The following is a 13,957-nucleotide window of genomic DNA, read 5'->3' on the forward strand; positions in this document are numbered from 1 at the left end:
CCGTCGCCGGGATCGGTGGGGTTGCTGGGGCTGGAGGGTTGTTCCAGATCGGGTGAGGGGAACTTTGAGGGACCCTGGGTCCCTCAAGGAGTGGCGGATTCAACTGGTGGTTGCAATGCTGGTTGTTTCGTCTGGGAAGAGTAGCCGCCGCAGGCACTCGGCTGGTGTTAGCCAGCCGAGTGTCTTACGCGGTCGTTCGTTGAGCTGTGCGGCGGCCGCGGCGAGGTACTCCGCGGAATAGACCGAGAGGTCGGTTCTCTTGGGAAAGTACTGCCGCAGCAACCCGTTGGTGTTCTCGTTGGTCCCCCGCTGCCACGGCGAGTGCGGATCAGCGAAGTAGACCTGCACCCCGGTCTCCGCGGTGATCCTGGTGTGGTGAGCCATTTCCTTGCCCTGATCCCACGTCAGCGACGCCATCATCGACTCGGGCAGAGTCGCGATCATCGCCGCCATCGCCTCGGCCACCGTCGCCGCGTCACGCCCGTCGGGCAAGTGCAGCAACATCACGAACCGGGTGGTGCGCTCCACCAGCGTCCCGATCGCCGAACCGTGCCCGGTCCCGCAGATCAGATCACCTTCCCAGTGTCCCGGCACCGCCCGGTCCTCAACCTCGGCGGGACGCTCGGAGATGTTGACCATCCCCTGGATCCGTCCCGGCGCCCGTTCCCTGCGCACCTGAGCCTGACGCTGCGGTTTACGCAACGCCCGCCCGGTCCGCAGACATGCGGTGAGCTCACGGCGCAGCGCGCCGCGGGATTGCACGTAGAGCGCTTGGTAGATCGTTTCGTGCGACACCTGTAACTCCGGGTGGTCCGCGTAGTTCTCCCGCAAGACTTTACTGACCTGCTGAGGAGACCATTTCTGCAACAACCCGTCCTGCACCAGGTCCCGCAGGTGACCGTCGACGGCGAGTTTGGCGACCTTCGGCCGCTTCGCTCGCCGCGCCGCCGCGGCCTGGGCCACGCTGGCCCGATACTCCCGACCCGCCACGGTGTTACGGGCCAGCTCCCGAGAGATCGTCCCAGCGCTCCGCCCGAGAATCCTGCCGATCTCCGCCTGGGACTCACCCCGCGCCCGCAGAACCATGATCTCCTCGCGTTCGGCCAGCGACAGGAACCGGTCCGACAACAAGCGGGGTGCGTTGCTCATCACCCCGCCAGCCTCACGGAACCACCGTGAACACGTCGTATGACCGATCCCGAGCACCTGGGCCGCCGGCTTCGCCGGCAACCCAGCCCGCACCAACCCCCAGAACCCGACCTTCACCTCACGCGGCAACTCCCCAACACCCAGCACCCGCAACACCCACCCACCTCAGAGCATTGCAACCACCCCATGAACCCAAGAGGCCTTCACGGACACCGCGACCCCCGACTCACCCGCCGTAGGTATCTAAGACATCTTTGGCTCTGACCCGAATCGCCACTCACGACCCACCCGACCCCGCCCTCCATAGGTTTAGCCGTTCGGGTCGTAGGTGACGTCCCGTTCCGTCGACAGGGACGCCTTCGACGGCGGCGCCGCGTTGAACGTCACCGACACCTTGACGTGCTTGGAGACGAGCGGCGCCGGATTCGGCAGATTCACGTAGGTGACCGGGAACGCCGTCTGCGTGTCGTTGATGGCGGGCTGGAACTTCCCGGACCGGATCACGACGCCGTCCGAGGAGACGTTCCAGTCCGCGTCGTAGTCGCCGCCGATGACCGGCTGACAGGTGTACAGCCCGCCCCATTCGATGGCGCTGCCGAGATCGCGGCCCGCGATGTTCAGCTGACCCCAGCAGGCCGGGAAGCCGGCCTCGGCGACAGCGGGAACCGAGGTGAGGGCCAGGCTCGCCGCACCGGCGAGCAGCCAGGACTTCTTGTTCATCACAACCTCTTCCCGTCAGCTCCAGCAGACGACGCCGGAATCCTGGGTGAGTGTCCCGCCGCCCGACGGGTCGCCGGCGACGCCGCTGTAATAGACCGTCGCGGAGGCGCAGTACTGGTCGAAACCGGTGGGCGGCGCGCTGGCCTGGGCGAGCATTTGCCGCGCGTTCGGCGGGCCCTTGACCAGGTGGTTGCCCGTGGTCGGCCCGACGAACTCGGTCCGGCTCCCGTTGCTGGCGATGCCGTAGAAGAGCAGTTCGGTCTGGAGCTGCAATACGAGCGGCTCGTTCGCGTTACAGCCGGAAGAAACGTTGAGCTGTTCCCAGGAACCGGACTGATCGGACGTGGTGAATCCCTGCAACCGGCCCGAACAATTGCCCTTGCCGAAGGGCGTGTCCGTGTCGGCATAGGCCGGTGGTGTCAGGAACAAAGTCGCCAGTATTCCGGCGGTGACAGCGATTCCCGCCGTCTTGCGAATGGCTTTCATGAATGCGTCCCTCCCCAGGGGATCGTCGACTCTCATCCAGCGCCCCCTGCGCTTCGACAATCGATCACCAAAAACGTAGCATTCAGGTTAACGGGTTGCAATCAGGCTCTTGACCTGGTCCTTCGTTCGGGCGAAAAGAAATTGACCACGATCGTGTGGTCGCGGAAGATGAGCTCATACACCGATCGAGGGAGCGTGAATGACGAACATGATGTGGCGACGCGAGGTTGCCGACGCATGTCCGGCTCGCCTCGGCATGCCGGAAAAAGACGGCTCCCCGCCGTCGTCGTGACACGACGACGAGCCAGTGGAGCCGCCCTTCGGGAAACCGAATCGGGCGGTTTTCTTATTGTATGTGAACCCTTGTAGCTCAACGGAAAGAGCACGGCACTACGAATGCCGGGGTCCAGGTTCGATTCCTGGCAGGGGTGCTTCTGGAACGAAACGCCTCCGGTGCGCAGTGTGCGCCGGAGGCGTGTTCCAGGCCAAACCCCCGGCACGGCGGGGAGACCTGTTCCGTCGTACCGGTGCGGCGGTGTGGGGTCCGTGCGTTCCGCGCCGCCAGAACGCGCACGGTCCGGCGACCGGCCGGGATTCATAGCCCCGGCCAGCCTGGCTCGACACCAGGGTGCGCGACTCAGGACGCCTTGCGGGCGCTGTGCACGTCGCCGCTTTCGTGGCGATGCAGCACGATGTCCTGGAAACCGTTGTCTCGTAAGCTTTCTTCTAGGGACAGCCCGTTCGTGGCGATGACCACGAGCAGCCCGCCGGGAGCGAGACTCGCGGCGATACGGCCGAGGGGATCGGGAGAGTCCAGGAACGCCGTCACGATGTCGAAGGTCCCCATCACCGGCAGTCGGACGGGCTGATGGACCTCGTAGGAGATCCCGGCGGGATTCCGTTCCTCTTCGCGCTGGGCGACCGCGATCAGCACCTGGTCCGCGTCGACCCCGACCACGCGGCGGGCGCCCTCGGCGCGGAACAGTCGCGGATAGCGGCCATCGCCGCACCCGACGACCAGAACCGACCTGCCCGCCAGATCCGGCAGCGCTTCGAGCAGCGTCGCGGCCTGGTCCGCCATACGGCCGACGCTAGTCGACCGGACCGCTGTCCCGACAGGACCAACAGGCCTATCCCGGAGTACATGAAGGCCCCTTCCTGTAGCTAGGCGCAAGGAAGGGGGCCTTCATGTCTGGGAGAGCTACAGCGACCGACTCGGGATCGCGCTAGAGCTACGGCCACTGACAGGGCTAATCGGTGGGTCATCAAGCTGATAGTCGGCCTGCCCAGTGTGGCGGTCTTGTCCTCTTTGAGGTCATCAACTGGGGCTTGGGCAAGGTGGGTTAGGGGAGCATCCGCGCTCGGATGCTGACACGAAGGCTGCCGACGTGGCCAGTGCTCGTCGGCGGAGTCGTTGTTTAGATGCAATTAACGGATATCGCCGATTTGCATCTTCCCTCCTACGATTTTCCGGATAGGACTTCGATCTTTGATGCGAATAGTGTGGGGATTCTTATGGCCTAGCCATTCCTGGTCAATCATAAAGGGGTCACCCGATTGGCGGCTTACCTGGTTGGAAAGTATTATTGTAAGTTGATGTTGTTGCGTGAAGGGGAGGAAATTGCAGCTGTGAGCATGGTTGCTCAGGAAATCTTCTGCCTTCTTCTCGGTTTGATTTTTCTTGTTATTTTATAGAGTGGGGAAAGTTATTCATTTGCCGTCTTTGTCATAGGGTAATGCGATGGCGCCTTTGATGTGTGATTTCACATGTAGCCTGCGCAGTGAAGTTTAGGCGGACGGTGGACGTGATTATGTCTGCTATGGAGACAATGTTAAGCATAGGAGTCAAATGAAGAGATCTCTGCTTGCTATTGCTGCCTTGAGTGCGTCTATCTTTGGGTTAAGTGTCCCGGTTGCTGCTGCTTCTGTGTCCGCGGAGTCGGTGATCTCGGTAGCCGGGGGCGTTCAGTTGATGGGCTGGCCCAGTGATTGCCGCGACGAAGTGGTAAATACTTACCAGACTGGCGCATATTGCCGGAACCCTAACGGCGGATTCTATCAGGCGATCGCTATCTGCAAATTCAGGGACACCGGAAAGACTGCCTTCTTTTTTGGCACCTGGGAAGGGAAGGGTGGGATTTCGATGGCATACTGTCAGGGGTATTCATATGTGGAGTCCTCGGGTATCAATACGACCCCTACGTCACCGTGAAAGCTTTATCTGTAGAGATCCTGGCGCCCTGACGTGGATGGGATGAGGCTCATTGAAAGGGCTCATTTAGCTATGGGAAATAGTGTTACGGGTAAGAGATTTGCAAACTATTTGACTGTTGTATTGATGACAGGTTTGACTTTTGTTGCGGCCCCGGGCGGTGCAATTGGCGCACCGTCTTCAGGTGGTGCGATTGTTTCTCCTGAAACCTGGCCTGAAAATTGCACGGATGGCCCTTCCGAGATTGGCAATGGCTGGCGGGCGAAGTGTGATTCTGGAACTGGAAAGTATCAAGCGGTCGTATTCTGTCAGGTAATCCTAGGGGGGCAGAAATTGGTTCGCAATGGGGGGTGGACCCATGCTGGAAATTGGGCCACGGTGTTTTGCCCTGGTGGGACTAATCGGACTAGTGGCGGAATAAATACGACGCCTGATCCGTGATCGATGTCAACGTAAGCGCTACCCGCTCACCCCTCCGTTGACGGTTCAGTGCTCGGCATCGCCGAGAACTGATTTTGCGTTACGCCGATTTGCTGGGTGTCAAAATAAAAAGGTCCTTTCCCTGCGATCAGTGCAGGGAAAGGACCTTGACAGGCCAGTGCTCTAGAGGCTGCGGCCGGTGTTGAAGTCAGTCGCGTCGACGACTGAGGCCGGAGCCTCATGGACCGGCTTGGCGCCGCGAGGAGCCTTCTTCCTTCGTGCCAGCTTGTTCTCCAGCCAGCTCGCCAGCTTGGTCAGGAGCAGGTTCAGCACGATGAAGATGATCGCGACCACGATCAGCGTCGGGATCGTGTTGCCGTAGAGACCGGTGAGCGGTCCGGAAGCCCGGATCAGCTCGTCGAAGCCGATGGTCAGCTGACCGGCAAGCGCGGTGTCCTTCAGGATGACGACCAGCTGGCTGACCAACGCGGGCAGCATCAGCGTGACGGCCTGCGGAAGCAAGACGTTGATCATCGTCTGGGTCTTGCGCAGGCCCAGCGCGGACGACGCCTCCGCCTGCCCCCTGGGCAGGGCCAGGATGCCCGCCCGGAACACCTCGGCCATGACCGAACCGTTGTAGAGCACCAGACCGGTCACCGCAGCGAACAGCGGGCGGATCTCAGCGTCGATGCCCGTGTAGAACGAGTAGAACGCGGCGGCGAAGACCATCAGCAGCAGCACCGGGATCGCCCGGAAGAACTCGACGATCGCGCTGACCGGGACCCGGATCCACTTGTGCTCGGACAGCCGGCCGATGCCCAGCAGCGCACCGATCGGCAGCGCGATCACGATCGAGAGTCCGGCCGCCTTCAGCGTGTTGAGCAAGCCGGGAAGCAGGAACTGCGTCCACGTCGCACCGTCGACGAAAGGCTTCCAGAGCGCGCCTGCCCACTGGCTCTTCTCGTCGAAACCGGTGTAGACGAGGTAGATCACCAGCGCCAGGACGAGCACGAAAAGAACGCTGTAGAGCCAGTTTCGCGCCCGCGCCTTCGGACCGGGGGCGTCGTAAAGGACAGCTTGCGTGCTCATCGCTTGACCTCGACCTTCTTGGCGACCCAGCCCAGCAGCAGGCCGAGGGGGAGGACCAGGATCACGAACCCGACGGCGAAGATGAGGAAGACCAGGAGCAGTGAGTCGGACTCGTTCTCGATCATGTCCGACATCAGCAGCGAGGCCTCGGCGACACCGATGATCGAAGCGACCGTGGTGTTCTTCAGCAGGGCGATCATGACGTTGGTCAGCGGCGCGATCACCGATCGGAACGCCTGCGGCAGCACGATCAGCGTCAGCACCTGGAGGAAGCCGAGGCCGAGTGCACGGGCCGCTTCGGCCTGGCCGACCGGGACGGTATTGATGCCCGACCGCAGCGATTCACAGACGAACGTAGCGGTGTACGCGATGAAGCCGAGGATCGCGAGCCGGAAGGCGTTGTCCTCCAGCGACGTCGTCGAATCCGCCGAAGCCAGGTTGATCCCCAGGGTGGAGGACAAGCCCAGCGACGTGAAGACGATGATCACCGTCAGCGGGGTGTTCCGAAAGATGTTGACGTAGGCGGTGCCGAACGCCCTCATGATCGGAACCGGGCTCACCCGCATCCCCACCAGGATCGTCCCCCAGATCAGGGACCCGATGGCGGAGAAGAAGGTCAGCTTGATCGTCATCCAGAAGGCGCCGAGCAAGTCGTAATTGGGATTGTCGAGGAAATCGAACAAGGTGCTCAACCCAGCCTCGGTATGGGAACGGTGCGCCGCGGTACACGGCGCACCGTTCGATTCCTTCAGTTCAGCGGCTCAGCGGAGCCGGGTCAGGAGATGGCCGGGGGCTCCGGGATCTTGTAGCCCGACGGGCCGACGTTCTTCTCCAGAGCGGCCTTCCACGCGCCGTCCTGCTGCATCTTCTTGATGGCGTTGTTGATCGCGGTGACGCTCTCGGTGTCGTCCTTCTTCAGGCCGACGCCGTACTTCTCGTCGGTGAAGCCCTTGCCGACCAGCTTCAGCTTGCCGGGCTGCTGCGCGGCGTAGCCGGCGAGGATCACGTCATCGGTGGTCATCGCGTCGACGGTCTTGTTGAGCAGCGAGGTGACGCAGTCGGTGTACTTGCCGCGCTCTTCGAGCTGGACTTCCTTGGCGTACTTTTCCTTGACGTTCTGCGCCGGGGTGGAACCCTTGACCGAGCAGAGCTTCTTGTTGCCGGTCAGCGACTCCGGGCCGGTGATGTCGGTGGAGTCCGCGCGGACCAGCAGGTCCTGGTGGGCGATGAAGTACGGACCCGCGAAGGACACGTCGTTCTTGCGCTTGTCGGTGATCGAGTAGGTGGCGACGATGAAGTCGACCTCACCCTTCTTGATCAGGTCTTCGCGCTGCGCGGACTGCGCTTCCTTCCAGGTGATCCCCGACTCTTCGACGCCGAGCTCCTTGGCGATGTACTTCGCCACGTCGACGTCGAAACCGGCGTAGCTGCCGTCCGACTGCTTCTGGCCGAGACCCGGCTGGTCGAACTTGATGCCGATGGTCAGCTTCTTGTCGTTCTTGGCCTTCGCCACCAGGTTCTTGGCGCCGCTGGAGCCGCTGCCGGCGTCCGACCCGCCGCCACCACAGGCGGAGAGGGCGAGGCCGGCCGCCACGACGGCCGCGCTCATTCGCAGAACTCGGTTCAACCGCATTCTTCTCAGTTTCCTTCCGAATCTTGTCCGGCCATACCGGCCGGCGGGGAAGTCCTCAGTGGGTCAGGATCTTGCCGAGGAAGTCCTTGGCGCGGTCCGTCTTCGGTTTGGTGAAGAACTCGTCCGGGGTGGAGTCCTCGACGATCTCGCCGTCGGACATGAACACCACCCGGTTCGCCGCGCGCCGCGCGAAGCCCATCTCGTGGGTGACGACGAGCATCGTCATCCCGTCCTTCGCGAGCGTGGTCATCACGTCGAGGACCTCCTGGACCATTTCCGGGTCCAGTGCCGAGGTCGGCTCGTCGAACAGCATCACCTTCGGGCGCATGGCGAGCGCGCGGGCGATCGCCACTCGCTGCTGCTGCCCGCCGGAGAGCTGCGCCGGGTACTTGTCCGCCTGGTTGGCGATGCCGACGCGCTCGAGCAGGTCCATCGCGGTCTTGCGGGCCTCGCCCGAGTTGACCTTGCGGACCTTCATCGGCGCGAGCATGACGTTCTCGACGATCGTCTTGTGCGCGAACAGGTTGAACGACTGGAACACCATGCCGACGTCGGCGCGCAGCGCGGCCAGCGCCTTTCCTTCGGCGGGCAGCGGAACGCCGTCCACCGCGATCTCACCGGAGTTGATGGGCTCCAGCCGGTTGATCGCCCGGCACAGCGTCGACTTGCCAGACCCGGACGGCCCGAGCACGACCACGACCTGCCCACGCGGCACCTCGAGGTTGATCTCCTTGAGCACGTGCAGGTCGCCGAAGTACTTGTTCACGGCGGCCGCCTTGATCATCGGCGCCGCCACCTCCGCGGTCATCTGGCCTCCAGGAGCGTTCGTTTGCAGGGGACTGCGGGGTCAGGCACCACGCGATGGCGGAAACCTACTCCCGTCGGACCGCTTGTAAAGGCGGCTTGACCAATACTTAGGGTTTCAAGTCCGTATCGTTCCGAGCCACCGGACGGACGCGGTCCACCTCCGTCCGGCGCTGATCAGCCTAGACAAGGCAGGGGTGTCCCGTAACCGGGGTCACACGACATCTGTGACGCATCGTGACCGGACGTGCCGCTCACTAGGCCGGACGGCCCAGCGGTACGGGCAGCGCGAGAGGTGACTCACCCCATAGAGTCGTTCTTCAGTCGTCGCGGTGCGGGGACGGCGTGAAAGGGAAAACACGGGTGCGGGTACTGCTGGTGGAGGACGACGACCGGGTCGCGGGCGCCTTGACGCCCGCACTGGCCCGGCGCGGCCTGACGATCAAACGCCTGGCCTCCGGCGCCGGGGTGCTCGAGCTGGTGCACGAGGTCGACGTCGTGCTGCTCGACCTGGGGCTTCCCGATATCGACGGGATCGTCCTGTGCCGCCGGATCCGGGCGGTCAGCGACGTCGCGGTGATCGTCGTTTCGGCGCGGGGCGAGATCGACGACCGGATCCAGGGCCTGCGGTCCGGCGCCGACGACTATCTGGTGAAGCCCTACGACGTCGACGAGCTCGTCGCCCGCGTCGAGGCCGTGCGCCGTCGCCGGGGTGAACGCCCGGCCGTGCCCGAACCGGCGGCCGTCATTCGCGCGGGTGATGTCTCGGTCGACATCGGACGGCACGAGGTGCAGGTCGACGGGCAGCCGGTTTCGTTGTCCCGCAAGGAGTTCCAGGTACTCGCGCTGGTGGTCACCGCTCGCGGCGCGGTGTGCGCCCGCGACCACGTGCTCAGCGAGGTCTGGGGGCACCGGGGTCCGGCGGAGAGCCGCTCGCTCGACGTCCACGTCGCCACCCTGCGGACCAAACTGGGCAGGCCCGCGCTCATCGAGACCGTCCGCGGCGTCGGGTACCGCCTCGGCGGCGCCTACGGCCCGGCCGAAGAGGGCTGATCAGGTGCGCGTCCGGCTCCAGGCGATCGTGCTGACGCTGGTCGCGGCGCTCGTGTTCGGTCTCGGCATCCCGCTCGCGCTCAGCGTTGCGGCCAGTGTGCAGCTCGACCTCTTCCTCGACCGCCTCACCGACACCTCCCGGTTCGCGTCACTGGCCCAGCGCCCGCTGGTGGAGAACCGGCCGGACCTGGTCGAGGACGAACTCCGCCGCTACACCGAGGTCTACGGGGTCCCGGTGGCGATCGCCGACCAGGACGGCGAGGCCGTGGCCGGCGGGCGTGCCGAAGCCACGAAGATCGACCTCAAGGACCCCATCATCGCTTCGCATCTGCAGCAGGCGCTCGCGGGACGGCGGTCCGAGCCCGGCCCGCTGCTGATGCCGTGGGCCACCGAGCCGCTGGTGCTGGCCGAGCCGATCCTGATCGACGGCGAGGTGCGGGGCGCGGTGATCACCCTGTCCTCGACCGACAAGGCCCGCGCCGACCTCTTGTGGTGGTGGCTGCTCATCGCGGCGGGCGCGGTGGTGGCGTTCGGGCTCGCGCTGCTGGTCGCGGTGCCGGTGGTGCGCTGGATCCTGCGCCCGGTCCGACGGCTCGACGACGCCACCGGTGCCCTGGTCGCCGCCGTGGTCAGCGGCCGTGAGGTCGAGCGGGTGGGGGAGTCGGGCGGTCCGCCGGAACTGCGGCAGCTCGAACGGTCCTTCGACCGGATGGCCGCCAGCGTCGACGAGGCGCTGTCGGCGCAGCGCGCGTTCGTCGCCGACGCTTCCCATCAGCTGCGGAACCCGTTGACCGCGTTGAAGATCCGGCTCGGCAACCTCGACGGGCACGTCGACGACGACCTGGCCGCGGCCGACCTCGAAGCCGCCGTCGTCGACGCGCGGCGGCTCAACCAGATCCTCGACGAACTCCTTTCACTGGCCCGCGCCGAAGCTTCGGGCGGCGAACTGGTGCCGGTCGGCCTCGACGAGGTGATCGGTGCCCGGGTCGCCGACTGGACCGTGGTCGGCGCGACGCGCGAGGTCACGCTGGTCTCTTCCGGACTGGGCGGCGGCCTGCGGGTGCTGACGCCCGCGCGCGGGCTCGAAGTGGTGCTCGACGCCCTGCTGGACAACGCGCTCAAATTCACCGAGCCGGGAACCGAGGTGCGGGTCGCCGTCACCACCGCGGACGGGAAGGTGGACATCGCCGTCCGCGACCACGGACCGGGCCTGCGCGAAGAGGAACTGGAGCGCGCGGCGGACCGGTTCTGGCGGAGTGCCGCGCATCAGAACGTGCCCGGCTCCGGCCTCGGCCTGGCGATCGTCACCGAGATCATGGTCCGCTCGGACGGTTCGCTGCGGCTCGGCTCACCCGAGGGCGGTGGTCTCGAAGTGACCGTGACCCTGCCGGTCGCTAGTCCTTGCTAGTCCTTGCTAGTCCTTGCTAGTCCTTGCTAGTCCTTGAGTGACCGGAAGTACCGCAGAGCACCCGGGTGCAGCGGCAGGGGAGAGGTCTCGATGGCGGGGTGGACGTCGATCGACAGCGCGGCCCCGGCCGCCTTGCCCAGCTCGTCGCGTGCCTTGAACAGCCCCCGGACCAGCGCCTCGGCGACGTCGTCCGACATCGAGGCGGACACCACCAGGAAGTTCGGCAGCACGAGCGTGGTCACCGGCCCCGGCAGGTCGTAGGCCGTCGCCGGGATGGTCGCGGTGCGGTACACCGGGCTGGTGGCCCGCAGGGCGTCCGCGAGGTCGGTGATGTCGAGCAGCCGCAGGTCGACCGTCTTCGCCCGCTCCGTGATCGAAGGCGTCGGCACGCCGCCGGACCAGATGACGGCGTCGATCTGCCGGTTCTCCAGCGCGGGCAGCGCTTCGTTGAGCCCGAGGTTGCGGCGGTCGATCGCGCCGGTCAGGCCGGACGCCTTGAGCAACTGCTTCGACAGGAACTCGACGCCGGAGTCCGGCGAACCGATCGCGACCTTGTGCCCGCGCAGCTGCGCGAACGACTTGATCGACGAGTCGGCCCGCACGACGACGTGCAGGTAGTCGTCGTGCACGCGGGCCAGCGCGGCCAGCCCGGCGGTGTTCTCGGTGGCGACGTCGGCGGCCACGAACGCGACATCGGCCTTGCCCGCGCGGACCCTGGCGATGTTGTCCGGGGAGCCCTCGGTCACCTGGACCTCGGGGCGTTCGGCGTCCAGCTCCGCGGCCCAGGCGTCGGCCAGAGGCTCGGCGAGCTTGTCGTAGACGCCGCCGTTGAGCCCCGCCGCGATGCGCACCCGCGTCCTCGACAGATCGGGCCCGCACCCGGTGGCCAGGACGCAGACCACGGCCAGTCCCGCCGCCAGCACGCCCCGTCTCCTCATGAGGGTCGATCGTGCCATGGAACCCCGCCCGCGTACCCTCGAAGGCGAGATGAGCGCGCGCACATACCAGATCCGCACCTTCGGCTGCCAGATGAACGTGCATGACTCCGAACGTCTTGCCGGGCAGCTCGAGGACGCCGGCTACGTTCCGGGTGACGGCGAGGCCACACCCGACCTGATCGTGTTCAACACCTGCGCGGTGCGGGAGAACGCGGACAACAAGCTGTACGGCACCCTGGGGCACATCCGGCCGCAGAAGACCGCGAAACCGGACATGCAGATCGCCGTCGGCGGCTGCCTCGCGCAGAAGGACCGCGGCGAGATCGTCAAACGCGCGCCCTGGGTCGACGTCGTGTTCGGCACGCACAACATCGGCGCGCTGCCGACGCTGCTGGAGCGCGCACGGCACAACTCCGAGGCCGAGGTCGAGATCCTCGAAGCGCTCGAAACGTTCCCCTCGACGCTGCCGGCGAAGCGCGATTCGGCGTACGCGGGCTGGGTGTCGATTTCGGTCGGCTGCAACAACACCTGCACCTTCTGCATCGTCCCGGCGCTGCGCGGCAAGGAACGCGACCGCCGCCCCGGCGAGGTCCTGGCCGAGGTCGAGGCGCTCGTCGCCGAGGGCGTGCTCGAAGTGACCCTGCTCGGCCAGAACGTGAACTCCTACGGCGTCGAATTCGGCGACCGCCTCGCCTTCGGGAAGCTGCTGCGCGCCTGCGGTTCGGTGGAGGGCCTGGAGCGCGTCCGGTTCACCTCGCCGCATCCGGCGGCGTTCACCGAGGACGTCATCGACGCGATGGCCGAGACGCCGAACGTGTGCCACCAGCTGCACATGCCGCTGCAGTCCGGCTCGGACCGCGTGCTGCGCGAGATGAAGCGGTCCTACCGTTCGGGGCGCTACCTCAAGATCCTCGACCGCGTCCGCGAGTCGATGCCCGACGCCGCGATCACCACCGACATCATCGTCGGCTTCCCCGGCGAGACCGAGGAAGACTTCCAGGCCACGCTCGACGTGGTCGCGCAGGCGCGGTTCTCCACCGCGTTCACCTTCCAGTACTCGATCCGGGCCGGTACGCCCGCCGCCGAGATGGACGGGCAGCTGCCGAAGGAGGTCGTGCAGGAGCGCTACGAACGGCTCGTGAAGCTGCAGAACGACATCTCCTGGGACGAGAACAAGAAGATCGTCGGACGCCGCGTCGAGTTGCTCGTCGCCTCCGGCGAAGGCCGCAAGGACAGCGAGACGCACCGTATGAGCGGCCGGGCCCGCGACGGCAGGCTCGTCCACTTCACGCCGGCCGGGCCGCTGGTGGACCGCTCGGTGCGGCCGGGCGACGTCGTCGAGACCGTGGTGACCTACGGCGCTCCGCACCACCTGGTCGCCGACAGCGATCTGCTGTCGCACCGCCGCACCAGGGCGGGCGACAACTCCGAGGCCGGGCTCCGGCCGAAGACCAACGGCGTGACGCTGGGCCTGCCGGGCTTCGGTGCCCCGGCCGTCACGCCGGAACCGGTGAGCGGGTGTGCACTGTGACCGAACCGAAGATCGACGAACTCGCCGCGGAGATCGACGAGGTCGGCGAGCGCGCGGCCAAGACGATCGAGCTGGGCAGGCGCGGATTCTCCATCGCGGTGCTGGCGTTCGTGCTGCTGGTCGCGCAACTGCTGCCGTGGGTCGGCGAACACGCGGGCTGGGAGGTGCTGCTCGGCAGGGGCGGCGGGATCCCGCAGCTGTTCGCCGTGACCTCCACCGGCATCGGCGTTTTCGCCTCCGCCGTGGCGCTGGTGACCCGGCGCTGGTGGCTGGCCTGGGTCTGCGCCGCGGGCGGCTGGTTCGCCTCCGTCGACGGGATGCTCGCGATCTGGTCCCAGCAGTCCTCGCACGCGACCGGCGCGGCCGGTGGCGGTCCGGGCTTCGGGATGATCCTCGCCTGGTTCGCCACCGTCGGGCTGGCCATCTACTGGATGCGTGCCGCTTTCTCGCGGAGCTGACCCGGCGGTGCCGCTCGACCTCGCGTAAACGCTATGAAAGGCCCGTTACTTGCAAA

General features: G+C 65.8%; 13 protein-coding genes and 1 tRNA gene. 5 read left to right on the forward strand and 9 right to left on the reverse strand.

The genetic code is table 11. The features are described 5' to 3' along the window. Nucleotides 1-99: 99 nt before the first annotated feature. From BKN51_RS04335 to BKN51_RS04345, 3 genes are all read right to left on the reverse strand, one after another. A complete protein-coding gene (locus tag BKN51_RS04335; protein ID WP_442857690.1) occupies nucleotides 100-1,296 on the reverse strand; it encodes an IS30 family transposase in 1,197 nt (398 codons plus the stop codon). A 162-nt stretch (nucleotides 1,297-1,458) separates the two neighbouring features. Next, a complete protein-coding gene (locus tag BKN51_RS04340) occupies nucleotides 1,459-1,869 on the reverse strand; it encodes a hypothetical protein (protein ID WP_101606387.1) in 411 nt (136 codons plus the stop codon). 15 nt (nucleotides 1,870-1,884) lie between these two features. Next, nucleotides 1,885-2,355, reverse strand: coding sequence for a hypothetical protein (locus BKN51_RS04345; RefSeq protein WP_101606388.1), 471 nt, complete (start codon nucleotides 2,353-2,355; stop codon nucleotides 1,885-1,887). 359 nt (nucleotides 2,356-2,714) lie between these two features. Between BKN51_RS04345 and BKN51_RS04350 the strand changes: the two genes are divergently transcribed. Next, a tRNA-Arg gene (locus BKN51_RS04350) sits at nucleotides 2,715-2,786 on the forward strand. A gap of 206 nt (nucleotides 2,787-2,992) precedes the next feature. On the opposite strand, the gene BKN51_RS04355 is transcribed toward BKN51_RS04350, so the two are convergent. The 5 genes from BKN51_RS04355 to BKN51_RS04375 form a co-directional block, all read right to left on the reverse strand. Next, a complete protein-coding gene (locus tag BKN51_RS04355) occupies nucleotides 2,993-3,436 on the reverse strand; it encodes a class I SAM-dependent methyltransferase (protein ID WP_101606389.1) in 444 nt (147 codons plus the stop codon). Between the two features lie 1,734 nt (nucleotides 3,437-5,170). Continuing rightward, the gene (locus BKN51_RS04360; protein WP_101606390.1) at nucleotides 5,171-6,076 is read right to left on the reverse strand and encodes an amino acid ABC transporter permease; all 906 of its coding nucleotides are present in this window, start codon (nucleotides 6,074-6,076) and stop codon (nucleotides 5,171-5,173) included. After that, nucleotides 6,073-6,768 carry an amino acid ABC transporter permease gene (locus tag BKN51_RS04365; protein ID WP_217359061.1) on the reverse strand — a complete coding sequence of 232 codons (696 nt, stop codon included), beginning with the start codon at nucleotides 6,766-6,768 and terminating at the stop codon, nucleotides 6,073-6,075. The genes BKN51_RS04360 and BKN51_RS04365 overlap by 4 nt, the downstream gene beginning before the upstream one ends. Nucleotides 6,769-6,851: 83 nt before the next feature. After that, nucleotides 6,852-7,709: a glutamate ABC transporter substrate-binding protein gene (locus BKN51_RS04370; protein WP_168214261.1), complete on the reverse strand. Its 858-nt coding sequence runs from the start codon at nucleotides 7,707-7,709 to the stop codon at nucleotides 6,852-6,854. Nucleotides 7,710-7,764: 55 nt separating this feature from the next. Further along, nucleotides 7,765-8,493: an amino acid ABC transporter ATP-binding protein gene (locus BKN51_RS04375; protein WP_174720529.1), complete on the reverse strand. Its 729-nt coding sequence runs from the start codon at nucleotides 8,491-8,493 to the stop codon at nucleotides 7,765-7,767. Nucleotides 8,494-8,876: 383 nt separating this feature from the next. On the opposite strand from BKN51_RS04375, the gene BKN51_RS04380 reads away from it, so the two are divergent. Together BKN51_RS04380 and BKN51_RS04385 are read left to right on the forward strand one after the other, a co-directional pair. Beyond that, nucleotides 8,877-9,566 carry a response regulator transcription factor gene (locus BKN51_RS04380; RefSeq protein WP_101606392.1) on the forward strand — a complete coding sequence of 230 codons (690 nt, stop codon included), beginning with the start codon at nucleotides 8,877-8,879 and terminating at the stop codon, nucleotides 9,564-9,566. 4 nt (nucleotides 9,567-9,570) lie between these two features. Next, nucleotides 9,571-10,974 (forward strand): sensor histidine kinase, encoded by a 1,404-nt coding sequence (locus BKN51_RS04385; RefSeq protein WP_101606393.1) that lies wholly within the window; start codon nucleotides 9,571-9,573, stop codon nucleotides 10,972-10,974. Nucleotides 10,975-11,000: 26 nt separating this feature from the next. Here BKN51_RS04385 and BKN51_RS04390 read toward each other — a convergent pair whose 3' ends face one another. After that, nucleotides 11,001-11,912: a TAXI family TRAP transporter solute-binding subunit gene (locus BKN51_RS04390; protein ID WP_101606394.1), complete on the reverse strand. Its 912-nt coding sequence runs from the start codon at nucleotides 11,910-11,912 to the stop codon at nucleotides 11,001-11,003. 16 nt (nucleotides 11,913-11,928) lie between these two features. Between BKN51_RS04390 and miaB the strand changes: the two genes are divergently transcribed. Both miaB and BKN51_RS04400 read left to right on the forward strand, forming a co-directional pair. Beyond that, nucleotides 11,929-13,443: a tRNA (N6-isopentenyl adenosine(37)-C2)-methylthiotransferase MiaB gene (miaB, locus tag BKN51_RS04395; protein ID WP_174720530.1), complete on the forward strand. Its 1,515-nt coding sequence runs from the start codon at nucleotides 11,929-11,931 to the stop codon at nucleotides 13,441-13,443. Further along, on the forward strand, nucleotides 13,440-13,901 hold the full coding sequence (locus BKN51_RS04400; RefSeq protein WP_101606395.1) for an Rv2732c family membrane protein: 462 nt from the start codon (nucleotides 13,440-13,442) through the stop codon (nucleotides 13,899-13,901). Before miaB ends, BKN51_RS04400 begins: the two co-directional genes overlap by 4 nt. Nucleotides 13,902-13,957 lie beyond the last annotated feature (56 nt).

This window comes from Amycolatopsis sp. BJA-103 (assembly GCF_002849735.1).
Lineage (GTDB): Bacteria > Actinomycetota > Actinomycetes > Mycobacteriales > Pseudonocardiaceae > Amycolatopsis.